This window comes from Streptomyces sp. NPDC043680 (assembly GCF_056436685.1).
In genome coordinates this window covers 246,516-272,066 of record NZ_JBWKCE010000006.1, presented here as the reverse complement: position 1 = coordinate 272,066, position 25,551 = coordinate 246,516, and the positions used below count along the sequence as shown (strand labels likewise).

General features: G+C 71.6%; 26 protein-coding genes. 8 read left to right on the top strand and 18 right to left on the bottom strand.

Going from position 1 to position 25,551, the window contains the following annotated elements:
- Positions 1-32: 32 nt before the first annotated feature.
- Positions 33-293 carry a hypothetical protein gene (locus AC0666_RS16250; protein ID WP_468969975.1) on the top strand — a complete coding sequence of 87 codons (261 nt, stop codon included), beginning with the start codon at positions 33-35 and terminating at the stop codon, positions 291-293.
- Positions 294-306: 13 nt separating this feature from the next.
- On the opposite strand, the gene AC0666_RS16245 is transcribed toward AC0666_RS16250, so the two are convergent.
- From AC0666_RS16245 to AC0666_RS16235, 3 genes are read right to left on the bottom strand one after another with little or no spacing between them, the layout of a single operon-like run.
- Positions 307-711, bottom strand: a complete 405-nt coding sequence (locus AC0666_RS16245; protein ID WP_468581827.1) for a PIN domain-containing protein — start codon at positions 709-711, stop codon at positions 307-309.
- Positions 708-950, bottom strand: a complete 243-nt coding sequence (locus tag AC0666_RS16240) for a type II toxin-antitoxin system VapB family antitoxin (RefSeq protein ID WP_468969978.1) — start codon at positions 948-950, stop codon at positions 708-710. Before AC0666_RS16240 ends, AC0666_RS16245 begins: the two co-directional genes overlap by 4 nt.
- A gap of 44 nt (positions 951-994) precedes the next feature.
- Positions 995-1,426 carry an ATP-binding protein gene (locus tag AC0666_RS16235; RefSeq protein ID WP_468969981.1) on the bottom strand — a complete coding sequence of 144 codons (432 nt, stop codon included), beginning with the start codon at positions 1,424-1,426 and terminating at the stop codon, positions 995-997.
- Positions 1,427-1,552: 126 nt separating this feature from the next.
- Between AC0666_RS16235 and AC0666_RS16230 the strand changes: the two genes are divergently transcribed.
- Positions 1,553-2,389 carry a helix-turn-helix domain-containing protein gene (locus AC0666_RS16230; RefSeq protein ID WP_468970514.1) on the top strand — a complete coding sequence of 279 codons (837 nt, stop codon included), beginning with the start codon at positions 1,553-1,555 and terminating at the stop codon, positions 2,387-2,389.
- Positions 2,386-2,631 (top strand): DUF397 domain-containing protein, encoded by a 246-nt coding sequence (locus AC0666_RS16225; RefSeq protein WP_468969982.1) that lies wholly within the window; start codon positions 2,386-2,388, stop codon positions 2,629-2,631. Before AC0666_RS16230 ends, AC0666_RS16225 begins: the two co-directional genes overlap by 4 nt.
- Positions 2,632-3,252: 621 nt before the next feature.
- Here the strand turns inward: AC0666_RS16225 and AC0666_RS16220 are convergent.
- From AC0666_RS16220 to AC0666_RS16200, 5 genes are all read right to left on the bottom strand, one after another.
- On the bottom strand, positions 3,253-3,993 hold the full coding sequence (locus tag AC0666_RS16220; protein ID WP_478707788.1) for an ASCH domain-containing protein: 741 nt from the start codon (positions 3,991-3,993) through the stop codon (positions 3,253-3,255).
- 64 nt (positions 3,994-4,057) lie between these two features.
- Positions 4,058-4,561, bottom strand: a complete 504-nt coding sequence (locus AC0666_RS16215) for an FBP domain-containing protein (protein ID WP_468581823.1) — start codon at positions 4,559-4,561, stop codon at positions 4,058-4,060.
- 507 nt (positions 4,562-5,068) lie between these two features.
- Positions 5,069-5,866 (bottom strand): bestrophin-like domain, encoded by a 798-nt coding sequence (locus tag AC0666_RS16210; RefSeq protein ID WP_468969986.1) that lies wholly within the window; start codon positions 5,864-5,866, stop codon positions 5,069-5,071.
- A 208-nt stretch (positions 5,867-6,074) separates the two neighbouring features.
- Entirely contained in the window at positions 6,075-6,407 is a 333-nt protein-coding gene (locus tag AC0666_RS16205) for a hypothetical protein (protein ID WP_478707787.1), read from the bottom strand.
- 88 nt (positions 6,408-6,495) lie between these two features.
- The gene (locus AC0666_RS16200; protein ID WP_468969991.1) at positions 6,496-8,073 is read right to left on the bottom strand and encodes an APC family permease; all 1,578 of its coding nucleotides are present in this window, start codon (positions 8,071-8,073) and stop codon (positions 6,496-6,498) included.
- Positions 8,074-8,364: 291 nt separating this feature from the next.
- Here AC0666_RS16200 and AC0666_RS16195 point away from each other — a divergent pair, with 291 nt between their 5' ends.
- On the top strand, positions 8,365-9,009 hold the full coding sequence (locus tag AC0666_RS16195) for a hypothetical protein (RefSeq protein WP_468581819.1): 645 nt from the start codon (positions 8,365-8,367) through the stop codon (positions 9,007-9,009).
- Between the two features lie 52 nt (positions 9,010-9,061).
- Here the strand turns inward: AC0666_RS16195 and AC0666_RS16190 are convergent, their stop codons facing one another.
- The 8 genes from AC0666_RS16190 to AC0666_RS16155 all read right to left on the bottom strand — a co-directional run bounded on the left by AC0666_RS16190 (position 9,062) and on the right by AC0666_RS16155 (position 17,813).
- Positions 9,062-10,531 (bottom strand): aldehyde dehydrogenase family protein, encoded by a 1,470-nt coding sequence (locus AC0666_RS16190; protein WP_478707786.1) that lies wholly within the window; start codon positions 10,529-10,531, stop codon positions 9,062-9,064.
- Positions 10,528-12,267 (bottom strand): N-acyl-D-amino-acid deacylase family protein, encoded by a 1,740-nt coding sequence (locus AC0666_RS16185; RefSeq protein WP_478707785.1) that lies wholly within the window; start codon positions 12,265-12,267, stop codon positions 10,528-10,530. Before AC0666_RS16185 ends, AC0666_RS16190 begins: the two co-directional genes overlap by 4 nt.
- Positions 12,268-12,618: 351 nt before the next feature.
- Positions 12,619-13,740 (bottom strand): LLM class flavin-dependent oxidoreductase, encoded by a 1,122-nt coding sequence (locus AC0666_RS16180; RefSeq protein ID WP_468970000.1) that lies wholly within the window; start codon positions 13,738-13,740, stop codon positions 12,619-12,621.
- A gap of 105 nt (positions 13,741-13,845) precedes the next feature.
- Positions 13,846-14,631: an SDR family NAD(P)-dependent oxidoreductase gene (locus AC0666_RS16175; RefSeq protein WP_468970003.1), complete on the bottom strand. Its 786-nt coding sequence runs from the start codon at positions 14,629-14,631 to the stop codon at positions 13,846-13,848.
- 10 nt (positions 14,632-14,641) lie between these two features.
- Positions 14,642-15,550, bottom strand: coding sequence for an LLM class F420-dependent oxidoreductase (locus tag AC0666_RS16170; RefSeq protein ID WP_468970006.1), 909 nt, complete (start codon positions 15,548-15,550; stop codon positions 14,642-14,644).
- Between the two features lie 243 nt (positions 15,551-15,793).
- A complete protein-coding gene (locus tag AC0666_RS16165; RefSeq protein ID WP_468970008.1) occupies positions 15,794-16,555 on the bottom strand; it encodes a L,D-transpeptidase family protein in 762 nt (253 codons plus the stop codon).
- Positions 16,556-16,638: 83 nt separating this feature from the next.
- Positions 16,639-17,304: a sensor histidine kinase gene (locus tag AC0666_RS16160; RefSeq protein ID WP_468970011.1), complete on the bottom strand. Its 666-nt coding sequence runs from the start codon at positions 17,302-17,304 to the stop codon at positions 16,639-16,641.
- Positions 17,304-17,813: a hypothetical protein gene (locus AC0666_RS16155; protein WP_468970014.1), complete on the bottom strand. Its 510-nt coding sequence runs from the start codon at positions 17,811-17,813 to the stop codon at positions 17,304-17,306. The genes AC0666_RS16160 and AC0666_RS16155 overlap by 1 nt, the downstream gene beginning before the upstream one ends.
- A 285-nt stretch (positions 17,814-18,098) precedes the next feature.
- Between AC0666_RS16155 and AC0666_RS16150 the strand changes: the two genes are divergently transcribed.
- Positions 18,099-18,548 carry an NUDIX hydrolase gene (locus AC0666_RS16150; RefSeq protein WP_361712863.1) on the top strand — a complete coding sequence of 150 codons (450 nt, stop codon included), beginning with the start codon at positions 18,099-18,101 and terminating at the stop codon, positions 18,546-18,548.
- Positions 18,549-18,607: 59 nt separating this feature from the next.
- Here the strand turns inward: AC0666_RS16150 and AC0666_RS16145 are convergent, their stop codons facing one another.
- Both AC0666_RS16145 and AC0666_RS16140 read right to left on the bottom strand, forming a co-directional pair.
- The gene (locus AC0666_RS16145; protein WP_468970017.1) at positions 18,608-19,459 is read right to left on the bottom strand and encodes a trypsin-like serine peptidase; all 852 of its coding nucleotides are present in this window, start codon (positions 19,457-19,459) and stop codon (positions 18,608-18,610) included.
- Between the two features lie 93 nt (positions 19,460-19,552).
- Entirely contained in the window at positions 19,553-20,773 is a 1,221-nt protein-coding gene (locus tag AC0666_RS16140; RefSeq protein ID WP_468970020.1) for an amidohydrolase family protein, read from the bottom strand.
- 396 nt (positions 20,774-21,169) lie between these two features.
- Between AC0666_RS16140 and afsR the strand changes: the two genes are divergently transcribed.
- The 3 genes from afsR to AC0666_RS16125 all read left to right on the top strand — a co-directional run bounded on the left by afsR (position 21,170) and on the right by AC0666_RS16125 (position 25,542).
- Positions 21,170-24,154: an SARP-family global regulator AfsR gene (gene afsR, locus AC0666_RS16135; protein WP_468970516.1), complete on the top strand. Its 2,985-nt coding sequence runs from the start codon at positions 21,170-21,172 to the stop codon at positions 24,152-24,154.
- 173 nt (positions 24,155-24,327) lie between these two features.
- Entirely contained in the window at positions 24,328-24,552 is a 225-nt protein-coding gene (locus AC0666_RS16130) for a hypothetical protein (protein WP_361725093.1), read from the top strand.
- A 249-nt stretch (positions 24,553-24,801) separates the two neighbouring features.
- On the top strand, positions 24,802-25,542 hold the full coding sequence (locus AC0666_RS16125; RefSeq protein ID WP_478707784.1) for a class I SAM-dependent methyltransferase: 741 nt from the start codon (positions 24,802-24,804) through the stop codon (positions 25,540-25,542).
- Positions 25,543-25,551: the final 9 nt, after the last annotated feature.

Sequence of the window (25,551 nt, the reverse complement as noted above, 5' to 3'; positions counted from 1 at the left end):
GTGGGCGACGTTACCGGCTGATCGGCAAGACGGTGCGGGACGGGGACACGGTCCACGACTGGTTCGTCCGGCTGTTGGCCATCACCACCGACCCTCCGGGGGAGCACCCCCTGGCCACGATCTACCGGGGCGCCGCCGTCCGCGTCCTCGCGGACGGCGACCACGGATCCGCCCACCCCTGTGCCGCCGTCGCCCTCCGGTCGGGCGAGGCGCTCGCCGATCACCTCGGCGTGCCGTTCCACTTCGCCGGCCCCGACACCTCGGACGACGAAGCTCCCCGCTGGCGCCCCTGACGACACCGCACGGTCAGTCGGCGATGCGCCGTACGGGTTGGCCCGTGATGCGGGCGATGGCTTCGAAGTCCGCGTCCTGGTGGAGGACGGTCAACTTGTGGTGCTGCGCGGTGACGGCGACCAGCAGGTCGACCGGGCTCGCACCCTGGTGGCAGCCCGCGTCGGCCAAGCTCTGCTGGAGCCCTGCGGTCTCCTCCCAGACGGAGTCGCGTGCCACGTAGTACGGGAAGGTCTCCCGGAGCAGGCCGTCGGCCTCGTAATAGGCCGGGCGGCCGCCGACGGCCCGCAGGAACTCTTGGCGAACCGGCTCGCACAGCCCTACGACACCCGAGGTGACCAGCTCGTCCCAGGCGGGAGCGGCCTGCCGACGGTAGAAGCGGATGAGTGCGCTCGTATCGATGAGGAAGTTCTCGGTCACGCGACCGTTCGTCCTCCCGGCTCCTGCGCGCCGTGGGCAGGGTCGCCCTCGATCGCGGAGAAGTCGATCTCACCATCGGCCACCATCTGGCGCATGCGCTCCACCGCCACTGCTCTGCGACGGCGATCGGCAATCTCCCGCAGCGCGGCGTTCACGGTGTCCCGCTTGGTCGTGGTGCCGAGGTGCCGGGCGGCCTCCGCGAGGGCCTCATCGTCCAGGTCGATCACCGTTCGGGACATCACGGCCTCCAGGCTCCCCGTATATACGATTCCCAAAAAAGATATCACCGCTGACACAGCTCGGCCCAGACCGTCTTGCCGATCAGCCGGTCCGTGACGCCCCAGCCGGTGGCCACGGCGTCCACGATGCGCAGGCCGTACCCCTCCTCCGCCTGGTACGCGTGCGGCCGTACCGCAGGCCGGCGGTCGCCGCGGGCGTCGGAGACCTCGATGCGCAGGGTGTCGGCCTCGGGAAACAGCGTCATCCGCAGCTCGAAGTCCCTCCCGGGCACCCGCCCGTGGGACACCGCATTGGCGGCGAGCTCGGCGACGACGAGTCCGGCGTGGTCCGACAGGACGGTGCGCTCGGGAACACCCCAGCCGTGCAGCTCGACCAGCGCCAACTGCCGCGCGAGGCGGGCGCCGCGGGGGGTGCTGCTGAAACGCTGCGTGAACATGTGTACGGGGGTCGGGGTGGGGGTTACGGGTGCGGTCATGGGTCCAACGTGCCGTGCGGCCCTGCGCGTTCCCCAGAAAGCCGACCGCTACTTTTCATCTGTACGAGTTCACGCTCTGGACAGTGGCGGTCACGGCTCGTGACGATGGTCCGGGAGGTGACCGCGATGGTGAGCCAGGACGACAGCGGTGACGGTGAGGTGGAGCCGGACAGCGACCTGCGGAACTTCGGCGAGACCGTGAAGGCGTTTCGCAAGCGGGCCGAGCTGACCCAGGAGCAAGTGGCCGATGTGGTGCGGTACTCGGTGCAGTACGTAGGCTCGGTCGAGCAGGGCCGCCGGCAGCCGTCCGCCAAGTTCGTGAGCCGGGCGGAAGAGGCACTGGACGCCTTCGGCGTCATCCGTATCGCGGCAAGGCAGTTGCAGCGCCGACGGGGGCTCGCGTCGTGGTTCAGGCGCTGGGCCGAGCTGGAGGACATCGCCGTCGCGCTCAATACGTACGAGTGCCGCTCGATCCCCGGCCTGTTACAGACGGAGGCGTACGCCCGCGCCCAGATCGACAACGTCCCGCCCCTGGCCGCGCCGGGGGAGGTCGAGGCGCGCATCGCGGCCCGCACCGAACGCCAGAAGCTGCTCCACCGAACCCCCTACATCGCCTTCAGCTTCATCATCGAGCAGTCGGTGATCGAACGGCAGACCGGCGGGGTGGAGGTCACCCGCGAGCTGATCGACCACCTGCTGGAGTGCGCGAAGCTGCCCAACGTGGACATCCAGATCATGCCGACGATCCAACCGCTTCACGCGGGCACGGACGGCCCCTTCCGCCTTCTCGAAACCGAGGACAACGAGTGGCTGGGCTACAGCGAGGGGCAGCAGTCGGGCCTCGTCATCTCGGACCCGAAAGACATCAGCATCCTTCACCAGCGGTATGCCAAACTTCGCATCCAGGCCCTCAATCCCGCAGACAGCGTGGGCCTGTTGATGCGAATGCGAGGATCCCTGTGAACAGCTCCCAGTTGCGGTGGTTCAAGAGCAGCTACAGCGGAAGCCAGGGCGATAGCTGCGTCGAGGTCGCCCTCTCCTGGCACAAGTCGACTTACAGCGGAAGCCAGGGCGACGACTGCGTCGAGGTGGCGCAGTGCGCCGAAGCCGTGCACATCCGGGACTCGAAGCTCGCGGCGAGCCCGGAACTGGCCGTGCACCCTGCGACCTGGACGGCATTCCTCAGCGGGGTCACTGGGGCCTGAGCTCCGGCGCGACGGGGTCGGAGGAGGGCCGGGGGCTGCCCGCCAGTCTCACTGTCCTTCCGCGTCGGCCCGCTCCCTCAAGGGCGCTCCTTCGTCGCGTCGCTTCGCGATGGCCTTCGGCCACCCTTGACCGACCGGCCCGCCACGGAAAGACAAAGACTGTCGGGAAGCCCCCGAAGGAACGGCATGGGGGACAGATCGACACACGGGCACGTCAGCGATGCCCGGGCAGGCTGACGGGCGCGTCAGATCGCTACGCGCTCCTCTGGTCCCGGCGGCCGCCGGCCGTCCGGGGCCGGACATAGGCCGCCCACGCACCGCACATGGGCAGCCTGTCGGGCGTCTGCGACGAGGACGTGGTCGGGACGGCACGAGGGAAGGACGGGATGGTCGGACGAAAAGCGCGAGGCGTGGGTCATCTGGGGCGACGGGACCGTCTTCCTGAGGCCTGCCCACTTCGGCATGTTGATGAGCGGTCCCGCGTTGGATCCCGGCTGGACACCGCCGCCGCCCTCCGAATCCTGGGCCAACCGGCTCACTTCGGGCCGCTGGGGCGGCAGACCCCTGCAAGGAGCGGCATGAGCAAGGCTGATCGCCTCGCTCGCTCGATGGCGGAGGCAGTCAACGCGCTAGACGGAAGTGAACGACGGTGACGGCATCGGTTGACTTGATGTCGGGATAGTGGAACCGCAGCCTGTCTTGCAGCTCGGCGAGATCACGAAACCCGTCGGCGACAGCGTCCGCCTCGGTCAACTCGGCAACGCTCTTGGAAGTGATCTGAGTGACCACACCGGGCAGCACTACCTCGTCATCCAACTCGAACACCATGTTCACCGGGCCCGTCTCCACTGGGTCGCGGAACCGCACCGTGGTCGTCTTCCGCCCAGTGCGTACAGCATCGAGATAGGTGCGATGGAAATGCAGGGCCTGGATCGCGGCCGAGCACAGCGCTCCGTCGGACGCTGCGGACTGCTCCCCCCGGACATAGGCATGAGGCAGGAGGTCGGTGATCGCGACACTCCGAATGCCACCAGCTGCCGGCACGAGGACGCGGATACCTGGGTGATAGTCCAGCAGGACCTGCCGGTCCCGGCCACACGGCGCGAGCACGCCGCGCCCCGTGTCACCGACGGCAACAATCGCCGTTGGTTCACGTGCTCCCGCAGCACGCGCATGCCCGAGCGCCACCAACTCCGCGCAAGGTCCGCCAGTGAAGTGATAGAGGTTGATACCACCGAACATCCGGCCCTGTGCGTCTCGCACGGCTGCCCCGACGGTATGCACCTCACCGTCACCGTTGGTCTCAACAACGCGCTGGGCGAACTCGACCAGCTCCAGATCTTCTTGCGTCGGCAGATTCATCGTGCTGTCCTCCAACAGACACTACTCATACACGTCCCCACGGTGAACGTTCGCGGTCAGAGCACTAGCCGGTGATCCTGGCGGTGAAGGAGTCGAGATTCCCCAGCGAGCGCGCGATCTTCTCGTCCACGTCCACGGTCTCCTCGTGGCGCCCTCCCCGCAGCTTCGGCTGGCGCTTGCCACGGATGTAGAGGGAGCAGGCGAGGTCGGCACAGACGTAGATGCCGACGGTGTTCCCCTCACGACCCCGGGCGCCCGCGAGGGGCGCGACGAGCAGGGAGACACCCGAGGCCGCGTGGGCGGTCAGACAGATCTGGCAGACGCTCGACTTGATGGCGCTCGTGCGGCTCACACTCGGCACGCGGAGCGTGATGCCGATGGGCCCGCCATCGGCCCGCGGCCGCACGATGTGGGCGCGAAGGGGCGCGCCCGGGTCCACCCAGCCGAGGAAGTCGAGGTCCTCCCAAGGGAGCTGGTCGAACTCCTGCGGCAGCTTCATGCGCGCCGCCTCGCCCTTCGTGCAGTTCACGAAGGAAGAACGGATCTGTTTGTCGGTGAGCGGCTCCATGAAAAGGGACGGTACGCGGCGATAGATGCCCCAGTCATCTTGTTTTCCCGCCGCCGAGCAACCCCAGACGGCCGTCGGACGCCATGCCGGGAGGAGCGCGTAGCGATGTGAGGCGATGGTGGCCCCTTCCGGTCCCGGCTGCCCATCTGATGGGCGTCGTCTGCGGCTTGACCCGACCTGGGCTCGGGAAGAGGGGACGGTCGGCCCCGGATGGGGAACTGGCGGCGGGAAACGGCCCGCCCCTCACCGACGGGCCCGCTCCTGGACTCTCACCCCCCGGCCATCCTTCGGGGGCTTCCCGGCAGTCTGTTGTCTTTCCGGGGCGGGCCGGGCAGTCAAGGGTGGCCGAAGGCCATCGCGAAGCGACGCGACGACGAGGAACGAGGAGGAGCGCCCTTGACGGCCCGGACCGACACGGAAGGACAGTCGACTGACGGGACGCCCCCGGACCCCCTCCGACCCCGCGTGCGGGCATCCCGACCCCCCAAGCCCCCACCCGCCACCGCCCTACGCCGCCCCCTCCCAGAACTGCGACAGCGCACCCTCCCTGTACGGAGCCGAGCTCACGCTCAGTTCGCCCGCGAAGGGGCGGTCCAGGACCATCACCAGCAGCAGGCTGAAGCCGATCAGCGCCGCCACCGCCGAGACGAACAGCAGCTGCATCTTCAGGCTGCGCAGGCCGAACAGGAACGTGAGCGGGAGGATCACCAGCGCGCCCCCGTACACCAGCACCTGGAGGAGCACCGGCAGGGACGTCTCGGCCATCGTCACGCGCGCCCGGCGCTGCGCCGCGACGTCGTTGATGCGTTCGGCGGCTTCGCCGTAGAAGGTCTCGTTGCGCGCGCCGGCGGGTTCGTACGCCTGGAGCGCCTTGTACAGCGCGTGCGTCTGCTCGGCAGTGGCCTCGTAGCTCGGGTGGCCCGCACGCATCAGCGGCCACTGGATGTCGACGACGGCGTGTACGTAGTCCCCCACCGCGCGGTCCACACGGGCGCGGTCGGCAGCCGGGAAGGCCTCGGCGCTGCGGACGACCAGGGCGAGGTCGGTGGCTTCGGTGGCGACGGTGGTCTGGGTGTTCTCCAGCTGGGTCCACAGGGTGACGACGACGAAGGCGAGGATGATGCCGTAGATCGCGCCGAACATGCCGAGGGCGACGCCGACCATCTCGTTGTGCTCGCCGCCCGCCAGGTGCGGGAAGCGGCGGCGGGCGGCGAGGCTGCCGATGACGGCGAGGGCGACGAAGCCGCCGACGAGGAGCACGCCGAGGGTGAAAGTGCTGAGGGTGTTGAGCAACCAAAGGATCATGCGCTGATCAACGACCAGCCCGGCGCGAGGTCCCCGGTCACGAAGCGCGCGAGGTCCCCGGTCACCGAACCGCGCGAGGTCCCCGGTCACGAACCGCGCGAGGTCCCCGACAGCGAACCGCGCGAGGTCCCCGACAGCGAACCGCGCAAGATCCCCGGCAGCGAACCGTACGAGGTCCCCGTCGGCGACCCTGGCAGGGTCCCCCGTTTCAGCGGACCTTCGGAGCCCTGGGCAGGTTGCCCTGCAGGGAGTTTCCTACGCCCGTGAGGGAGGAGTCGGTGGCCTTGGTGGCGGTGCCGGCGGCGGAGGCGGTGACGCCGACGGCCGTCTTGGCGTCGTTGACGGCCGACCCGGGATGGTCCGCGATCTCGCCGATGCGGTGGGCGAGCGGCGTGAGGGCGGTGTGGTCGTCGGCGTGGGCGGCGACGGGAGTCAGGACGAGGGCGGCGCCACCGGAGAGCACGAGGGCGGCAAGGCTGCGCTTCAAGGCGTTCTTGGCGTTCTTGGCGTTCTTGGCGTTCTTGGCGTTCTTGGCGTTCATGCCGTGCAGAACGACCCGCCCGACCCCCGGTCACCGCGCGCCCCCACTTTGGGGTGACTCCGGGGGACGGCCGGACGGCCGGACGGGATCAGTCCTCGACCACCAGGGCCGGGGTGGCCTTGGTCAGGATCTCGCCGCGGAAGAAGGCTGGGCTGCGGCGGGCGGTGGCGAGCATGATCACCAGGCCGAGGACGAGCAGGCCGACGCCGATGACGAAGACGCTGCCGACGCCGAGTCCGGGGATGGTGGAACCGGATCCGTAGGCCGGGTCCCAGGCGTCGTAGAGGGTTTTACCGAAGACCGCGGCGAGCAGGAGGCCGCCCAGCACCGGGAAGACGCCCTTGAACAGCAGGTCCCGGGCGGAGCGGCGCAGGTCTGCGCGGAAGTACCAGGCGCAGGCAAAGGCCGTCAGCGAGTAGTAGAAGCAGATCATCAGGCCGAGCGCGAAGATCGTGTCGGTCAGGACGTTCTCGCTGACCAGCGTCATCACCGTGTAGAAGAGACCGGTGGCGACGCCCGCCATGACCGTGGCGCGGCCGGGGGTCTTGAAGCGCGGGTGGACCTTGGCGTAGGAGGCCGGCAGGGCCTCGTACGTGGCCATGGCCAGCACCGTACGGGCGACCGGGATGAAGGTGGTCTGCAGGGAGGCGGCCGCCGAGGCGAGGACCGCGACGAAGAGCAGGATGCCGAGCGCGGGGCCCATGACCGGGCCGGCGAGGGCGGCGAAGACGTTGCCGGAGGTCTCCGGGTTGCCGAGGCCGAGGCCCTTGTCGCCGGAGCCGACGGCCATCTGCGCGGCGACGCCGGTGGCCAGGTACGAGCCGACCAGCACCACCATCGCGATGAGCGAGGCGCGGCCCGGGGTCTTGGCCGAGCCGATGGTCTCCTCGTTGGCGGTGAGGCAGGTGTCCCAGCCCCAGTACATGAAGATCGAGAGGGAGAGCCCGGCGGTGAAGGCCGCCATGGACCCGACCGCGAAGGGGTTCATCCACTGCCAGGAGAAGTCCAGGCCGGTGCCGAAGGTGCCGGCGGAGGCCTTCTGGACGGCCATCGCCACGAAGACGGCCAGGACGGCGAGCTGGAGGCCGACCAGGGTGTACTGGACCCCCTTGGTGGCCGTCATGCCGCGGTAGCTGATGGCGGTGGCGACGGCGATCAGGGTCAGGCAGGTGGCGATGTGGACGAGCTTGTTGTCGTCCAGGGCGGCGACCGACGGATTGCCCGTGATCTCGCCGGCCAGCAGCCAGAAGTAGGAGGTCGCGACGCCGGCCAGGTTGGACAGCACGATGATCGTGGCGATCACCAGGCCCCAGCCGCACATCCAGCCGATCCGCGGGCCGAAGGCCTTGACGGTCCAGGTGAAGGAGGTGCCGCAGTCGGGCATCGCCTTGTTGAGTTCGCGGTAGGCGAAGGCGACGAGCAGCATCGGCAGGAAGCCCGCGAGGAAGACCGCCGGCATCTGGATGCCGACCTCGCCGGCGGTGGAGCCGAGGGTGGAGGTCAGGCAGTACACGGGGGCGACGGTGGAGATGCCGATGACGGCACTTCCGACCAGTCCCACGGATCCCTTGCCGAGGCCCTTGCCGCGTACACCGCTCTCGGCGCCGCCCTCGGGGGCGCCGCTCATCGTGTCCGAGGCCTCGGGCCGCACGTCCAGCTGTGTCATGGATAAGGACGGTAGAGGGTGCGTTTTCCATATCCGGAGGACTTGACTCCGCAAGTCGGCCCGCCGGAAGCTCTTCAAATCAACCGGCAATCCGCCACTTTCGGCATGCAATACAAGGCTTCCCGGGTCAACTGCCCCCAGCATGACAGGACGCGAACATGGCGTTCCGGAATGCGGAAACCGCAGCCATGTCCGTTTTGAGCGTTTTCAAAGTTTCCTGTGTGACTTTCGCGAGCCCCGCCTCTAGAGTCACCGGCGATCAAGGTCATTTACCGGGGGGACGCCGAACCCATGCGCATCACGCCTTCGCTCGCCACCGCCACGGCCGTCACGGCCCTTTTCGCACTCACGGCCTGCGGAAGCGGCGACGGCTCCAACAGTGAGGCCGCCGCCATCGTGGGCGGCGGCGTCGGCGGCGTCGGTGCCGGCGGCGCGGGCGGCGACGGCAGCGGCGTCGCGCCGAAGGACGGAACCCGCCTCCAGCAGCTGCCCAAGGCGGGCAGCATGGCCGCGGCCGCCCGCTTCGTCGGCGGATACACGCGCTGCTCCTCGATCTCGGTCGGCCCCGACAACTACGAGTACTTCGAAGAGGACCAGAAGTACGACGCCTCGTGGTCGGTCACCGAACGCGGCTCCTGCGGCAAGGGCACCCGCATCTTCAAGTTCAAGGACGCCAAGACCTTCCAGGCCGCGTACAAGGCCCAGCTCGACCGGGAACTCAAGGAGAGCCCGAACCGCGGCCTGAAGGGCGGCTTCCTCGTCGGCCAGGACTTCGCCGTCATCGCCACCAGCAGCTCGGCCGTCTCCGCCCTGGCCAAGCCGGGCGGGCTCCTCATCCTGAACTGCCATCCCAAGTTCACCGCGCCCAGCGGATACGTGAAGGAGCTCGCCCAGGTGAAGGGATGCGTCCTCACCGACTACGTGAACGACAACTGATCGTCACCTGGTCACCGGGTCCACCTGGTCGCCTCACTCACCTCACCTCACCTCAGCCCGCCCACACGATCGACTGGATCTCGCTGTACGCGTGCAGCGCGTACGAGCCCACGTCCCGGCCGACCCCCGACCGCTTGAAGCCCCCGAACGGCGCCTCCATGTTCCGCCCGATGGTGTTGACGCCGACCCCGCCCGCCCGCAGCCGCCGCGCCACCCGGAAGGCGCGGGCGGCGTCCCCGGACCACACGTAGCTCAGCAGACCGAAGTCGCTGTCGTTGGCCAGCGCCACCGCCTCGTCCTCACCCCCGTCGAAGGGGACGACCACGACCACCGGCCCGAAGATCTCCTCCCGGACCACCCGCATGTCGTTCGTGCAGTCCACCAGCAGGGTCGGCGCGACGTAGAAGCCGCGGCCCTCCCCCACCACCGGCCGCTCGCCGCCGTACGCGATCCGGGCGCCCTCCTTGCGGCCGAGCTCGATGTACGACTCCACCCGGTCGCGGTGTGCCGCCGAGATCACCGGGCCGACCACCGTGCCCGCCGCCGCCGGGTCCCCGACCTTCATGAAGGCCAGGTAGCCGGTCAGCTTCGCCACCAGCTGCTCGTACACGGACCGCTGCACGATCACCCGGGTCGGTGCGGTGCAGATCTGGCCGCTGTAGAAGGAGAAGGTGGTGCCGATCCCGAGCACGGCCGCGTCCAGGTCGGCGTCCTCGAAGACGATCGCCGCGCCCTTGCCGCCGAGCTCCATCAGCTGCCGCTTCATCGACCGGCCGCAGACCTCGGCGATCCGCTGCCCGACCGCCGTCGACCCGGTGAACGACACCATGTCCACGTGGGGGGAGTCGACGGCCGCCTCGCCCACCTCGACCGACTGCCCGTTCACCACGTTCACCACGCCCGGCGGTACGCCCGCCTCGTCGAGCGCCTGCGCCATCTTGAACACCGACAGCGGGTCCTGCGGGGCGGGCTTGACCACCACCGTGTTGCCCATGGCCAGGGCCGGGGCCACCTTGCCCGCCGGGTTCGCCCACGGGTTGTTGTACGAGGTGATGCAGGTGACCACCCCGACGGGCTGGCGCACCTCCAGCGCGCCCAGGATGCTCGCCCTCCCCATCGGGCCGGCCTCGGTGACCTGCGGCGGCAGCCCCCGCTCCACCGGCTCCAGGGCGCCCTTCGCGTACCGCCGGAAGCGGGCCACCCCGACCGCGACCTGCATCCCGCGCGCGATGCCGGTCGGCGCGCCCGTCTCCGCCCGGGCCAGCTCCGTCCACGGCTCGAACTCCCGCTGCATGATGTCCGCGGCGCGGTCCAGGATCGCCGCCCGCTCCTCGGGCCGGGTACGGGACCAGGTCTCGAAGGCCGCGGCCGCGGCGCGCGCCGCCTCCTCGACCTGGCCGCGCGAGGCCTCCGGGGCGAGGCCCACCACCGACTCGTCCGCCGGGTTGACCACCTCGTAGTGGCCACCGTCCGGCTCGACCCACTCCCCGCCCACGTACAGCTTCCGGGGCCCGTCGGTCATCGGGTGCTCACCGTCCTCGTGTCCCGGCCCGACCGGAGCACGATCCCCGGTACGGCGCCCGTCACCTCGTCGTCGCGGATGGTCTCCACGCCGTTGACCCGTACGGACACGATCCCGATCGCCCGGGCGTCCAGCCGCGGGCTGTCCCCGGGCAGGTCGTGCACGAGCGTCGCCGGGCCGGCCTCGATCCGCTCCGGGTCGAACAGCACCAGGTCCGCGTGGTAGCCCTCGGCGATCCGGCCGCGCTCGCGCAGCCCGAACAGCTGCGCCGGCTCGTCGGTGAGCATCCGCACCGCCTGCTCCAGCGGCACCAGCTTGCGGCCGCGCAGGCAGTCCCCCAGGAACCGGGTCGTGTACGGGGCGCCGCACATGCGGTCCAGGTGGGCGCCCGCGTCGGAGCCGCCCAGCATGACGTCCTCGTGCTGCCAGGTCTCGGCGCGCAGCGCCCAGCTCGCCGGGTCGTTGTCGGTCGGCATCGGCCAGAGCACCGTGCGCAGGTCATCGTGGGCGCAGATCTCCACCAGGCAGTGGAAGGGGTCCTGGCCGCGCTCGGCCGCGATGTCGCCCACGACCCGGCCGGAGAGGCCCTCGTTCTCCTTGCTGTACGTGTCGCCGATGACGTAGCGGCCGAAGTCGGCCAGCCGGCGGAAGACGCCGGCCTCCTTGCTGTCGGCGCGGCGCAGCATCTCGGCCCGGACGGCCGGGTCGCGGAGCGTGGCTATGCGCTGCGGCACGGGCAGGCCCAGGATCTCGCCCCAGCCGGGGATCAGGTTCAGGGCGCAGAAGGTGCCGAGCGACATGTTCATGGGGGTGAGGATCGGCATCGTGAGGGCGACGATCCGGCCGCCTGCCTTGCGGGCCCGTTCGCTCGGGATCAGCTGGCGCGGCACGCGCTCCGGGACGGCGGCGTCGATGGTGAGGACGTTCCAGTTCAGGGGGCGTCCTGCGGCCGCGCTCATGTCGACGAAGAGGTCGACCTCCTCGTCCGAGAACTGGTCGAGGCAGCCCGCGACGATCGCTTCGAGCTGGGTGCCCTCGTGCTCGGCGACCGCACGGGACAGGGCGAGGAGCTCGGCGGGTTGGGCGTGGCGGGAGGCGACGGGTGCGCCGGAGCCGTCGGAGTGGGTGGAGGACTGGGTGGTGGACAGGCCCCAGGCGCCGGCGTCCATGGCCTCGTGGAAGAGCGCGAGCATCTCCTCCATCTGGGCGGGGGTGGGCTGGCCGCCGACGGCGTCGGCGCCCATCACGTACCGGCGCAGGGCGCAGTGGCCGACCATGAAGCCGGCGTTGACGGCGATCCGCCCTTCCAGGGCGTCGAGGTATTCGCCGAAGGTGGACCAGCTCCAGTCGACGCCTTCTTCGAGGGCCCGCAGGGCCATGCCCTCGACCTTGCTCATCATGCGGCGCGTGTAGTCGGCGTCCTCGGGGCGGTCGGGGTGGAGCGGGGCGAGGGTGAAGCCGCAGTTGCCGCCGGCGACGGTGGTGACGCCGTGGTTCATGGAGGGGGTCGCGTACGGGTCCCAGAACAGCTGGGCGTCGTAGTGGGTGTGCGGGTCGACGAACCCGGGGCACAGGACGAGCCCGTTCGCGTCCTCACTCGTGCGGGCCTCTTCGGTGACCGTCCCCGGCTCGGCGATGACGGCGATGCGGCCGTCCCGTATGCCGACGTCGGCGACGCGGGCGGGCGAGCCCGTCCCGTCGACGACGGTCGCTGCGCGAATGAGGTGGTCGAGCATGACGGATCTTCCCTCCGGTTTGCCGGTGTACGACTGCGTCGAGCTGGGCGGCCGCCCGGTACGCAGGGCGGCCGGAGCGCGTACGGCAGGCCGCTGCCCTGCGCGCTCCGGCCGACACCGCCGGGGCCGGGCCCCGTTCCGGGCGGCGGTCCGGGAAGACGCCGCCCCGTCCGTTGACCGTCCCGCCGTGCTAGTGCTGTGACCGGAAAGGTCCACCGGGTCGCGCCGCCCGGCACGGCACCTCGCTGCGTTGTCGGACCGCGCAAGTACGTCCAGTACGAGCCGCGGGCCTCCGCCTTGCGATGCACCGCACCGGACAACGCGACCCGGCAAACCTTCCCAGCCACAGCACTAGACGGACTGGCGGAAGCGCGTGGTGCGGTGCACCGGGTCGGTGTCGATCTTCGGGATCACGTGCTCGCCGATGAGCTTGATGGTGGTCATCGTGTCCTCGTACGAGACCCCGGTCGGCAGGCCGAAGGAGAGCTGGTCGGCTCCGGCCTGCTCCCAGCGCTTGCACTGGGCGAGGACCTCGGACGGGTCGCCGCAGATCAGCAGCTCCTCGGCGATCAGCAGCTCGACGATCTCGGCGTTGTACTCGGGGAGGGTCTCGGGCCACTGCGGGATGGCCTCGGGCCGCGGGAAGGTGTCGTGGTAGCGGAAGACCAGCGACTGGAAGCGGTTCATGTTGGCGTTGACCGCGATCTCGACGGCCTTGTCGTGGGTCTCGGCGCAGATCGCGGTCGAGGTGACCATGACGTTGTCGTTGACGAAGGCGCCGATGGCCTTGGCCTCCTGGATGGCGGTCTTGTACTGCTCCAGCACCCACTCCATGTCGGAGACCTTCTGGACGCTGAAGCCGAGGACGCCGAGGCCCTTCTTCGCCGCCATGGCGTACGAGGAGGGGGAGCCGGCGGCGTACCACATGGCCGGGTGGGCCTTGCCGTACGGCTTGGGGAAGACCTTGCGCGGGGGCAGCGACCAGTGCTTGCCCTGGAACCCCTCGTATTCCTCCTGGAGGAACATCTTGGGGAACTCGGCGATGGTCTCCTCCCAGATCTCCTTGGTGTGGTTCATGTCCGTGATGCCGGGGAGGAATCCGAGGATCTCGTGGCTGCCCGCGCCGCGGCCGGTGCCGAACTCGAAGCGGCCCTTGGAGAGGTGGTCGAGCATGGCGACCTTCTCGGCCACCTTGACCGGGTGGTTCACCGGGGCGAGGGGGTTGAAGATGCCGGAGCCGAGGTGGATGCGCTCGGTCGCGTGGGCGAGGTAGGCGAGGAAGACCTCGTTCGCCGACAGGTGCGAGTACTCCTCCAGGAAGTGGTGCTCGGAGGCCCAGGCGTACTTGAAGCCGGACTTGTCGGCCTGGATGACGTACTCGGTCTCCTCGATCAGCGCCTTGTGCTCTGCCTCGGGGTCGACCTTGGACCGCGCCTCAGGCACGTATCCCTGCACGAAGAGCCCGAATTCCAAGGGGGTTCACCGTCCTTCGTTTTCTGACGTTGCGTCAGATCAGATGTGCCGACTGTTCCACCGGGAAGGCCGGAGCGTCAATACCTGACGCTCCATCAGGCATCGTCAGAGGATGCTGACTCCGGCCATCCAGCCGCCGTCGATGACGAACGGCTGACCGGTGATGTACGAGGAGTCCTCGCTGCTCAGGAAGAGTGCGAGCCTCGCGATCTCCTCGGGCCGGCCCACCCGGCCCATCGGCACGACCCGCCGGTAGAGCTCCGCCATCGCGTCCCGGGCCTCGTCGCCCAGGTTGGCCGGGTCCAGCAGGCCCGGATTGGCCATCGGGGTGTCCACCGCGCCCGGGCACATCGCGTTGACCCGGATGTTCTTCGCGGCCAGCTCCAGCGCGGCCACCCGGGTCAGGCCCACGATCGCCGCCTTCGTCGCGGCGTACGAGCCGACGTACGCCATGCCCGTCAGGCCCGTGTACGAGGAGGTGTTGACGATGGTGCCGCCGCCGGCCGCCTCGATCTCGGGGGCGACGGTCTTGATGCCGAGGAAGGCGCCGACCTGGTTGACCTGCACCACCTGCTGGAACTCCTCCAGCGGGGTCGAGACCAGCTCGTTGAACCGCAGGATGCCCGCGTTGTTGACCAGGCCGTCGACCCGGCCGAAGGCCTCCTTGGCCGCGGCGACGGCCACCGCCCAGTCCCCCTCCCGGCTCACGTCGAGCCGTACGTACCGGGCGCGCTCCTCGCCGATCTCCTTGGCGACGGCGGTGCCCTGCTCGTCCAGCACGTCTGCGAGGACCACCTGCGCGCCCTCGGCGGCGAAGAGGCGGGCCTCCTGCTCACCCTGGCCGCGCGCCGCACCCGTGACGATGACGACGCGCCCGTCCAGCTTGCCCATGCCGGTGCTCCTAGTCGTTGAGGAGGGGGGCCACCTCGGCCCCGAAAGCGGTGATCTGGTCGGTCAGTTCGGCCCGGTCCCGGCTGCGCAGGCGCACCTGGATCTGGTCCACGCCGAGCGCCGCGTACTCCCGCAGGGACTCGGCGAGCACCTCCGCCTTGCCGGTCAGGGTGCGGCGGCCGGTGTCCCAGCCGGGCTCGCCGACGTACAGCGCCTCGGTGATCGCCCCGAACTCGATCGGCTCGGCGATCCCGGCCGCCTCGCGCAGCTCCCTGATCCGGGCCATCCCGCCCGGGAGCCGGTCGCGCGGGTCGCCCTGCGGGAGCCAGCCGTCCCCGCGTTCGGCCGCGCGGCGCAGGGCGGCGGGAGAGGAGCCGCCGACCCAGACGGGGATCCGCTCCTGGGCGGGCCGCGGCAGCTGCCCGAGGTCCGCGAAGGAGAACAGCTCGCCCTCGAAGCGCGGGAACTCCTCAGGGCCGAGGGCGGCGCGCAGGGCGTCGAGGGTCTCGTCGAGGACGGCGCCGCGGCGGGCGAAGTCCACCCCGAGGAGCTCGAACTCCTCCTGTACGTGTCCGGCGCCGACCCCGAGGATGAGACGGCCGCCCGAGAGGTGGTCGACGGTGGCGTACTGCTTGGCGCTGAGCAGCGGATGGCGCAGGCCCAGGATCGCGACGTGGCTCAGCAGGCGCACCCTCCCGGTGATCCCGGCGAGGAAGGCGAGGGTGGCCACCGGGTCGTACCAGACGGTGCTCATGGCGCCGGCGAGGCGGCGCGGCACGGCCACGTGGTCGCAGGTGGCGAGGTAGTCGAAGCCGGCCCGGTCGGCGGCGCGCGCGACCTCGGCGAGGTCGGCGGCGGTGGCCCGGGCCTCCCAGGGCTCGGCGTACAGGGTGCTCTGCGACTGGATTGGGAGCTGCATCCCGTAAGCCAGCCGGCCTTCCGCAAACACGCGCGCCATGCCGTCCCCGCCTCGTCCTCGTGTGCCGAACCGTCATGTCGGCGCCGAGGGGACATCGTCGTATCTGACGGTTCGTCAGGCAATAGGGGTGACGGGATCCGGCACGCGCGGGGCGGCGTAGGGCCGGATCCCGGCAGGGGGCGGGGCGGGGTCCGGCCAGGGACGTACCGGTAGGTGGACCAGGGCCGGGGCGGGGCGGCCCGGTCAGAAACCCTGCGGGCCCATCACGATGACCGGCTTCGCCGCCGGGTCGAGGGTGGCCAGGATCTTCTTCATGGCCTCCTTCGGGATGCCGACACAGCCCCGCGAGGGCCCGTCGTGGTCCACATGAAGCCAGATGTACCCGCCCTTGTCCCGGCCGTCCGGCTGCGTCGGGTCCAAGGGCGACACCCCCGGCTTGCGGTTGAAGTCGATCGCGACGACGTAGTCGAAGGCCCCGTCCAGGGGCTCCCCGTTCACTCCGCTGCCCGAGGGGACGAAGGACTCGTCCTGGTCGTACGGGAGCTTCGTGCCCGGCGGCTTCGGCAGCAGGCCGCCCGCGTCGGTGAGTGCGAACACGCCCTGCGGGGAGGTCAGGTCGCCGTAGGTGCGCTTCGTCGACCAGCCCTTGGCCCCGTTGCGCGCCGGCCAGCTCTCCGCCCGGACCCAGTCCGCGCCGGCCGCCGGCCGGGTGTAGAGCGTCGCGGTGGACTCCGAGGAGTGCCTCGCCTTGCCGGCGACGAGGATGAGCTGGCGGGAGGCGGCGGGGATCCTGGCCCGGGTCCGGTCGCTCACGCCGGGCAACCCCTGCCGGGGCGCCCTGCGCGCCACGCGGGGCGGGGCGGCCGGCGGAGTCTGCGGGCGGGCGACGGCGGGCCGCGCCTTGGCGTCCGCGGCTGCGGACGCGGAGGCGTCCTGGTGCTGGGCGGTGTACACCCACCCGGCTCCGAAGGTCAGCAGACCGAGAGCTGCTGCTACAAGGGCCACGGGTCGCGACGCACGGGGGCTACGCGTGCCGTCAGGACGCGGGGCACGGGTGCGGGCGCGGACGCGGGCTCGGCGGGGCGTGCTCATCCCCCCGACCGTACACAGGCGATCTTCAGTTCCGTGGCAGGCGGATGCTGTCGGGCGCTGGGGTCGGCCCTTCGGGCAGGGGGAAGCGGACGCGGACCGTCAGTCCGCCCTCCGGACCCGGATTGGCCTCGGCCGCCAGCCGCGCGCCGTGCGCGCGCGATCGAGGCGACGATCGACGGCCCCAGCCCGGCACCCTCGCCCGCGGTGTGCCGCCGCTCGGCGCTGCGCCGGAACGGCTCCAGCAGCCGCGGCACATCGGCCGGGTCGATCACCGGTCCGGTGTTCGACACCCTCAGCACCCCGTCGGCGGAAGCCGACAGCTCCAGCCGGCCGCCAGGGCGGTTGTGCGGTGCGGCATTGGCCGGCAGGTTCCGCACCAGGTGGCCCAGGAGCGTCCCGTCCCGGACCACGGTCAGCGGCGCGAGGTCCCGTACGACCGTCAGGTCCTGGGGCGGGCCTGCCGGGCCGGCGCCCGGTTCCCCCGCGGCGGGCTCCGTCGCGGCCAGGGCCGCCAGGTCCACCGGGCCGGTGTGCTCCAGACCCTCCTCCGAGACCGCGGGCAGCAGCGACTCGATGAGGTGCTCGCCGGAGTCCGCGACCCCGATCAGGCTCCCTCTCCCGTCGGCGCCCGACGGGAGAGGGAGGGGGCCCGGCGGGGGCATCAGAGCTTGTGCACTCCGCGCCAGGTCCATCCCGCCCCGGTGACCGTGTCCCGCAGGGGGTTCTTCATGTCCCGGGTGTCCAGGCTGAAGGTCTCGACCTTGCGGCGGCGGCCGTCGGGCCCCTTTTCGTACGTCCATTCCTTGTGGATCAAGCGCATCGGCCCCCGGCCGCGCTCGCGCCCCACGGTCAGCCCGGGCGGGTTCCCGGCCCGGGTCACCGACCACTGCTCGTCCATGGCGCGCACCACGCGCTCCCCGGGGAGCAGGCGCATCCAGATCTTGAGGGTGCGCTCCACCTGCCGGCGGGACACGCCGCTGCCCCAGGCGGGCTCCACGACCCGCCACTCCGCCAGCAGGTCCGACCCGGCCGCCCCGGCGTCGCGCACGTCGAACGGCACGCCCGTGCCGTTCAGCGCGAGCAGCGCGGTCCGGAGCTCCATGGTGGGAAGCGGCGTGACACCGCTGTCGGGGTATCGGGTACCCATGTACTTGTCCCAGAGGCGGCCCATCGCTAGACCTCCTCCCCGCCCACCAGTTGGTCCTGACCGCAGCCCGTCGGCACGTTGCGCCTCCCCCGTCGTCGAACGTCGATCATATGACCGGCCTCTGCGGCCTTCACCGCCTCCCCACGCCGCCCTCACGCCCCCCCTGGCCGCACCGAACTCCCCACCTCACCCGGTCACATGGGGCACCACGGGCCGCCTGAGGCGACGTGAGGTGCGGCGGGCCGGCCCCGGCGGGAGGTGCCGTCCCGCGGGATCCCCTCCAACCCCTCCCCGTCGTACGCTGATCTGATGAGAACTCCACGTCAGGCTGCGCGCATCGTCATCCTGTCCCCCGCCGGATCCGTGTTCCTCTTCCGCGAGAACAACGTCGAGGTGGGCATCCACTGGCTGCCGCCCGGCGGGGGGATCGATCCCGGGGAGACCCCCGAGGAGTGCGTGCGGCGGGAACTGCGCGAGGAGACCGGGTGGACCGACCTGGAGCCGCAGCGGCTCCTGTGCACCTGGGAGCACGACTTCACGCACCAGGGCATCCCGGTCCGCCAGCACGAGCACATCTACGTCACCACCGGACCCCACCGCGACCCGGTCCCGGAATCCCCCGACGCGCACTGGCGCTGGCTGACGCCCCGGGACCTGGCAGGGCTCGGCGAGCCCCTGTGGCCTCCGCGGCTCGCGGACCTGCTGGCCGACTCCCTGGCCGAGCCCGTCCACCTCGGCCTGGTGGCCAACGGCAACTAGAACAGGAACCGACCTGGTCGCCGCCTGCGATCCCGTCGGTCAGCGGTGCTGACCGCGGCTCACCGCCGGTTGCCGGCGGCCGCTCCCGGCGAGGCCGCCGTCGCCTTCGCGTAGAGCGCTGCCGCGTACTCGCCCAGGATGGTGCTGGTCGAGACGTCGTCCGTGTCGCCGCCCGTCAGGATGCCGATGACCTTCCCGTCGCGGGCCAGCCAGGCGCTGCCGCTGGTGCCGCCGGGGAAGTCGGCGCAGTCGAAGCGCTGCTCCGTCGGGGTCTCGCGGACCGCCACCGCCGTGCAGGTCCGGGAGACCTTGCGGTCGGCCGGGTAGCCGGTGACGGTGATCTCCTCGTCCGAGCGGCCGGTGGTGTCGAGGACGGCAGCGCCCGTCACGTCCTCGATGGAGCGGCCGGTGGCGTCCGGGGCGAGCCGGGCGAAGGCGAGGTCGTAGTCGTCGTCCGTGTCGTCGGACCAGCGGGGGTCCTCGAAGACCTCCTCGACCTTCCAGGACCCGTACGGGGCCGCTCCGTTCGCGTACGCGGGTGCGAAGACCGCGCCGCCGTCGCCGGACTTTCCGGCGAGCAGGCAGTGTCCGGCGGTGACGATGAGGTTGCGGCCCGGGCTGTGCACCACGGTCGCCGTACAGAAGTGGTCACCCTGCACACTGCCCGAGAACAGGGCGCCGGTGAAGGCCGCGGGGCTGCCCGGCCTGGGCGTGCCCGTGGCCGACAGCTGCGGTTGCTTTGCCGCTTGCGATCGCGATGACGGGCTCGGGGAGGCGGTCGCGGGGGCGGCTGCTTTGGTGCGCGCCTCCGGCCGGCCCTCGGCGGCCGGCACCACCTTCGTCATGACAGCGGACGCGCCCAGCGCCGCCACCGCGCACAACACCCCGGTCACCACGGTCCGCTTGTCCACCACAGTCGCCCCTCCAGCTTTGCTCTGGCGAAGCATGCCCTGGCGTCCCGTCGGCCGCAAGGGGCGGGCGGGGGCCGAAGCCCGGCCCCCGTCCTACGCCCCCGCCCAGAGGCCCTCCGCCGTCAGCCCCAGCAGGTCGATGGCGTTGCCGCGCACGATGCGCTCCACCACGTCCGGGGCCAGGTGGCCCATCTGGGCCTCGCCCACCTCGCGGGACTTCGGCCAGGTGGAGTCCGAGTGGGGGTAGTCCGTCTCGTACAGCACGTTGGCCACGCCGATCGCGTCCAGGTTCCTCAGTCCGAACGCGTCGTCGAAGAAGCAGCCGAAGACGTGCTCCGCGAAGAGTTCCGACGGCGGGCGCAGTACCTTCTCCGCGACGCCGCCCCAGCCGCGGTTCTCCTCCCACACCACGTTCGCGCGTTCCAGGATGTAGGGGATCCAGCCGATCTGGCCCTCCGCGTACATGATCCTCAGGTTGGGGAAGCGTTCGAACTTCCCGCTCATCAGCCAGTCGACCATCGAGAAGCAGCAGTTGGCGAAGGTGATGGTGGAGCCGACCGCGGGCGGGGCGTCCGCCGAGGTCGACGGCATCCTCGACGAGGAGCCGATGTGCATGGCGATGACCGTGCCGGTCTCGTTGCACGCCTCCAGGAAGGGGTCCCAGGCGTCGGTGTGGATCGAGGGCAGTCCCAGGTGGGGCGGTATCTCGGAGAACGCGACCGCGCGTACGCCGCGCGCCGCGTTGCGGCGGACCTCGGCGGCGGCCAGGCGGGCGTCCCACAGCGGGATGAGGGTGAGCGGGATGAGCCGGCCCTGCGCCTCGGGGCCGCACCACTCCTCCACCATCCAGTCGTTGTACGCCCGGACGCCGAGCAGCCCGAGTTCGCGGTCCTTGGCTTCGGTGAAGGTCTGGCCACAGAAGCGGGGGAAGGTCGGGAAGCAGAGCGCCGATTGGACGTGGTTGACGTCCATGTCCGCAAGGCGGTCGGGAACCGAGAAGGAGCCCGGGCGCATCTGTTCGTACGTGATCACCTCAAGCCGGATCTCGTCGCGGTCGTAGCCGACGGCGGTGTCGAGGCGGGTCAGCGGCCGGTGCAGGTCCTCGTACACCCACCAGTCGCCGATCGGCCCGTCGTCGCCCTTGGCGCCCATCACGGGGGCGAACTTGCCGCCGAGGAAGGTCATTTCCTTCAGGGGGGCGCGGACGATCCGGGGGCCGGTGTCGCGGTATCTCGACGGGAGCCGGTCCCGCCAGACGTGAGGGGGCTCCACCGTGTGGTCGTCCACCGAGATGATCTTCGGGAAGGTCTCCATGCCTCCCACGGTAGCGTTCATCTGACGAACCGTCAGCTAGTTCGGAGGCGATCGGTCCGACACGGGCTGACGGGTACGAGCAAGACAGGGCAGACTGGCCCTTACACCGACGGAAGGCAGGGGGGACGACAGATGGACGGCATACCGGCCATCCCGCACCAGCGGAACCACCCCGAGACAGCCCGACGCCACCGCGCCGCCGCGCCGAGCACGCCTCCCGGACCCCACCCCGCCACCGCCGCCACCACGCCCGGGGCGCCGGCCTGTGCCCCGCCCGACTCCCCCTCCCCGTCCCCTGCGCCCGCCGAGCCCGCCTCCACCGCCCCGGCCGCCGGCCCTGTCTCCACCGCCCGGCCCTCCTCCGGGGCGGGCGCCGTCCCCGCCACCGCGTCCACCATGCCCATGCCCGAGCCCGTGCCCGTGTCTTCGCCCGCGCCTGCGCCTGCGCCTGTGCCGGAGCCCGTGCCCGTGAACGCCGCCGGCTCCCGCTTCGCCGTCCTCGGCCCCATCCGGGCCTGGCGCGGCAGCGAGGCCCTGCCCTCCGGAACCCCCCAGCAACGCGCGCTGCTCGCCGTGCTGCTGCTGCGCGACGGGCGCACGGCCACCGCGCCCGAGCTCATCGACGCCATCTGGGGCGAGGACCCGCCGCAGCAAGCCCTCGCCACCATCCGTACGTACGCCTCGCGCCTGCGCAAGGTCCTCGACCCCGGCATGCTCGTCACGGAGTCCGGGGGCTACGCCATCCACACCCCCACCGGCGCCCTCGACCTCGGCGTCGCCCGCAGCCTGGCCTCCGAGGCCGAGCACGCCCGCGCCGCGGGCGACCGCCCGCTCGCCCGCACCCTGCTGGCCCGCGCCCTGGACCTGTGGGACGGAGAACCCCTCGCCGGGGTGCCCGGGCCGCACGCCGAGACCGAGCGCACCCGGCTCGCCGAATGGCGCCTCCAGCTGCTGGAGACCCGCCTCGACCTCGACCTGGAGGTCGGCCACCACGCCGAGGCCGTCTCCGAGCTCACCGCGCTGACCGCCGCCCACCCGCTGCGCGAACGGCTGCGCGAGCTGCTCATGCTCGCCCTGTACCGCAGCGGCCGGCAGGCCGAGGCCCTCGCCGTCTACGCCGACACCCGCCGCCTCCTCGCCGACGAGCTCGGCGTCGACCCGCGCCCCGAGCTCTCCGCGCTCCAGCAGCGCATCCTGCGGGCCGACGCCGAACTGGCCCGCGCCGAGGACTCCGCCCCGGCCGCCCGGCCCACCCAGGTCAGGCCCGCCCAACTGCCCGCCACCGTGCCCGACTTCACGGGCCGTTCCAAACTCGTCGCCGAGCTGGGCGACACCCTCGCCGAGGCCGACGGCCAGGTCATGGCCGTCTCCGCGCTCGCCGGTATCGGCGGCGTCGGCAAGACCACCCTGGCCGTCCACGTCGCGCACGCCGCCCGCCCGCACTTCCCCGACGGGCAGCTGTACGTCGACCTGCAGGGCACCGAGCCCCGCCCGGCCGAGCCCGTGGCCGTCCTCGGCTCCTTCCTGCGGGCGCTGGGCACCCCCGACACGGCCATCCCCGACACCGCCGCCGAGCGGGCCGCGCTGTACCGCTCGACGCTCGACGGCCGGCGCGTGCTGGTCCTGCTCGACAACGCGCGCGACGCCGCCCAGGTCCGCCCGCTGCTGCCGGGGACCGCGGGCTGCGCGGCCCTGGTCACCAGCCGGGTCCGGATGGCGGGACTCGCGGGGGCGCACCTCGTCGACCTCGACGTGATGAGTCCCGAGGAGGCCCTGCAGCTGTTCACCCGGATCGTCGGCGCGGAGCGGGTCGGCGCCGAGCGGCAGGCCGCTCTCGACGTGGTCGGTGCCTGCGGTTTCCTGCCGCTCGCCATCCGCATCGCCGCCTCCCGGCTGGCCGCCCGCCGCACCTGGACCGTGTCCGTGCTCGCCGCGAAGCTCGCCGACGAGCGCCGCCGCCTGGACGAGCTCCAGGCCGGCGACCTCGCCGTCAAGGCCACCTTCGAGCTGGGCTACGGGCAGCTGGAGCCCGCCCAGCAGCGTGCGTTCCGGCTGCTGGGGCTCGCCGACGGGCCCGACATCTCGCTGGCCGCGGCCGCCGCCGCCCTGGACCGGCCCGAGCACGACACCGAGGACCTCCTGGAGGCCCTCGTCGACTGCTCCCTGCTGGAGTCCGCCGCGCCCGGCCGCTACCGCTTCCACGACCTCGTACGCCTCTACGCGCGGGCGTGCGCGGAGCGCGACGAGCAGCCGCCGAGCGAGCGCGACGCGGCCCTGGACCGGCTGCTGGACTTCTACCTGGCGACCGCCTCCGCGGTGTACGCGGTGGAGCGCCCCGGCGACCGGCTCCCCGCGCACCTGTCCGCCACCCACTATCCCGGCCTGCGCTTCTCCGACTCACGCGCCGCCCTGGACTGGCTGTACGCGGAGGCCGACCCGCTGCTGGCCTGCGTCCGGCAGGCCGCCGTACGCACGACCGGGCAGGCGGACGTACTGCGCCGGGCCGTGGACCTGCTGTGGGCGGCGAAGGACCTGGCCGAGTCGGGGGCCAACTCCAAGCAGTACGAGTCCGCCGCGGTGGCCCTGCGCGACGCGGCGCACGCCGCGAAGGACCCGCACGCCGAGGGCCGCGCCCGTACCACCCTCACCAATGTCCACCTGGTCGCGGGCCGTTTCACCGAAGCCGACGACGAGGCCCGCCGGGCCATGGTGCTCGCCCGCGAGGCCGGCGACCCGCTGCCGAGCTGCTGGGCGCCCAACGACCGCGGGATCATCGCCCTTTACCAGGGACGGCACGCCGACGGCGAGCGGTACCTGCTGGAGGCCATCGAGAACTTCCGCGCCGACGCCAACCACATCGGGGAGGCGAGCGCGCTGTGCAACCTCTCCCGCATCCACGTGGAGCTGGGCCGGCTGACCAGCGCCATAGAGCTCGCCGAGCAGGGCATCGCCATATACGACCGCATGGGCCTGACCCTGCGCCTGGCCAACGGCCGCTACGCACTGGGCATCGCCCTCACCGAGGCGGGCCGGCTCGCGGAGGCGCAGGAGCAGCTCACCGAGGCGCTGTCGCTGTTCCACGACAACCGGCAGCCGCTGTGGGAGGGCGTGACGCACTTCCGGCTGGCGGTGGCCCATCTGGCCGCGCACCGGCCCACCCTGGCGGCCGCCCACGCCGAGCAGGCCATCGCGCTGCGCGGCATCGGCGGGGAGTGGCGCCGGGCCACCGTGCTGACGGTCCTCGGCAAGGCGCTGCGGCGGCTGGGCCAGCGCGACCGGGCGCGGGTGTGCTGGCGGGACGCGGAGTCCATCTTCGCGCAGCTGGGCTCGGCGGAACTGGCCGAGGTGCGGGCCCTGCTGGCGGCGGAGATACCGGCCTGAGCTGGGCGGATGCTGCGATGAACGCGGCATTCATCGTTCGTTTATCGCCGCGCGCCACTATAAGTGCATCGACTCACCGCGTCGGGGGAAGCGGGAGTCGGCTGGAGGACCACCCGTTCGGCGGTCCGCGGGGGAATCGCCGAACGGGCCCGACCCATCCATCAGGAGATCCGATGACGACGAACGAGAACACCCTGCCGAACGACGGCGACATCAAGCCGCTCGACAACCACGCGTCGGGCATCGAGATCAAGCCGCTCGACAGTCACGCGGGCAGCGCCGACATCACGCCGATGGACAACCACGCCTCCGGCATCGAGATCAAGCCGCTCGACAACCACGCCTCGGGTGAGGACATCGTGACGCTGGACAACCACGCGTCCGGTCCTCGTCCGTAAGACGTCCCACGGGGGATACGGGGGACAGGTCCCGCGGGGGGAGTACGGGGGTACCGGGACCACGGGGGAAGAAAGGGGTGCCGGCGCGGGTCACGGGGGACCGCGGCGGCACCCACGGGGGAGCACAACGGGGAACGGCGGCCGCGGTGGCCCGGAGGGGGAGCCACCGCGGCCGCCGCATGTCCGCACGTCTGCATGTCCGCACGTCTGCATGCCCGGACGGGGGCTTCGGATCATTAGGCTGGGGGCGTGTTCACCTCCCAGGGACCGACGCTCCGCGAGCTCGCCGTGCAGGCCCTCTCCTCCGTCGAGCGCGGCTACGACCTGCTCGCGCCCACCTTCGACCACACCCCCTTCCGCACCCCGGACCGCATCCTCGACGCCGTGGAGGAGACGCTGGCCCAGCACGAGGGTTCCTTCGGTACGGGCCTGGACGTCTGCTGCGGTACCGGCGCGGGAATCGCAATGCTGCGGCGGCTGTGCCGCGGGCCGGTGACCGGGGTGGACCTGAGCGCGGGGATGCTGGCCGAGGCCGAGCGGGCCCACGCCGACGAGCGGGTCCGCTTCGTACGGGCCGACGCGCGGGCGCTGCCGCCCGAGTTCGAGGACGCGTACGACCTGGCGGTCAGCTTCGGCGCCTTCGGGCACTTCCTGCCGACCGAGCGGCCCGCCCTCTTCGCGGGGGTGCACCGGGCGCTGCGCCCGGGCGGGCTGTTCGCCTTCCCGATCGGGGCGCCGATCCCGCCCACCTCCCCGGTGTGGTGGGCGGTGGCGGGCTTCGACGCCGTGATGCGGGTGCGCAATGCGGTGTGGCGGCCGCCGTTCGTCATGTACTACCGCACCTTTCCGCTCAGCGGGGTGCGGGCGGACCTGGCGGCGGCCGGTTTCGCGGTGGGGACGGCGGCGCTGGAGCACTTCGGCCGCCGCGACGACGGCTCCCCGCGGTGGCGGCTCGTACTGGCCCGCAAGCCGCTCCAACCAGGGCCGTAGCCGGGCTCG

Excerpts from the sequence above, each read along its gene's own strand:
- AC0666_RS16240 (WP_468969978.1), bottom strand. The coding sequence starts at position 950 with ATGTCCCGAACGGTGATCGACCTGGACGATGAGGCCCTCGCGGAGGCC.
- AC0666_RS16235 (WP_468969981.1), bottom strand. The coding sequence starts at position 1,426 with ATGACCGCACCCGTAACCCCCACCCCGACCCCCGTACACATGTTCACG.
- AC0666_RS16230 (WP_468970514.1), top strand. The coding sequence starts at position 1,553 with ATGGTGAGCCAGGACGACAGCGGTGACGGTGAGGTGGAGCCGGACAGC.
- AC0666_RS16220 (WP_478707788.1), bottom strand. The coding sequence starts at position 3,993 with ATGAATCTGCCGACGCAAGAAGATCTGGAGCTGGTCGAGTTCGCCCAG.
- AC0666_RS16215 (WP_468581823.1), bottom strand. The coding sequence starts at position 4,561 with ATGGAGCCGCTCACCGACAAACAGATCCGTTCTTCCTTCGTGAACTGC.
- AC0666_RS16210 (WP_468969986.1), bottom strand. The coding sequence starts at position 5,866 with ATGATCCTTTGGTTGCTCAACACCCTCAGCACTTTCACCCTCGGCGTG.
- AC0666_RS16205 (WP_478707787.1), bottom strand. The coding sequence starts at position 6,407 with ATGAACGCCAAGAACGCCAAGAACGCCAAGAACGCCAAGAACGCCAAG.
- AC0666_RS16200 (WP_468969991.1), bottom strand. The coding sequence starts at position 8,073 with ATGACACAGCTGGACGTGCGGCCCGAGGCCTCGGACACGATGAGCGGC.
- AC0666_RS16195 (WP_468581819.1), top strand. The coding sequence starts at position 8,365 with ATGCGCATCACGCCTTCGCTCGCCACCGCCACGGCCGTCACGGCCCTT.
- AC0666_RS16190 (WP_478707786.1), bottom strand. The coding sequence starts at position 10,531 with ATGACCGACGGGCCCCGGAAGCTGTACGTGGGCGGGGAGTGGGTCGAG.
- AC0666_RS16185 (WP_478707785.1), bottom strand. The coding sequence starts at position 12,267 with ATGCTCGACCACCTCATTCGCGCAGCGACCGTCGTCGACGGGACGGGC.
- AC0666_RS16175 (WP_468970003.1), bottom strand. The coding sequence starts at position 14,631 with ATGGGCAAGCTGGACGGGCGCGTCGTCATCGTCACGGGTGCGGCGCGC.
- AC0666_RS16170 (WP_468970006.1), bottom strand. The coding sequence starts at position 15,550 with ATGCAGCTCCCAATCCAGTCGCAGAGCACCCTGTACGCCGAGCCCTGG.
- AC0666_RS16160 (WP_468970011.1), bottom strand. The coding sequence starts at position 17,304 with ATGCCCCCGCCGGGCCCCCTCCCTCTCCCGTCGGGCGCCGACGGGAGA.
- AC0666_RS16155 (WP_468970014.1), bottom strand. The coding sequence starts at position 17,813 with ATGGGCCGCCTCTGGGACAAGTACATGGGTACCCGATACCCCGACAGC.
- AC0666_RS16150 (WP_361712863.1), top strand. The coding sequence starts at position 18,099 with ATGAGAACTCCACGTCAGGCTGCGCGCATCGTCATCCTGTCCCCCGCC.
- AC0666_RS16140 (WP_468970020.1), bottom strand. The coding sequence starts at position 20,773 with ATGGAGACCTTCCCGAAGATCATCTCGGTGGACGACCACACGGTGGAG.
- afsR (WP_468970516.1), top strand. The coding sequence starts at position 21,170 with ATGCCCATGCCCGAGCCCGTGCCCGTGTCTTCGCCCGCGCCTGCGCCT.
- AC0666_RS16130 (WP_361725093.1), top strand. The coding sequence starts at position 24,328 with ATGACGACGAACGAGAACACCCTGCCGAACGACGGCGACATCAAGCCG.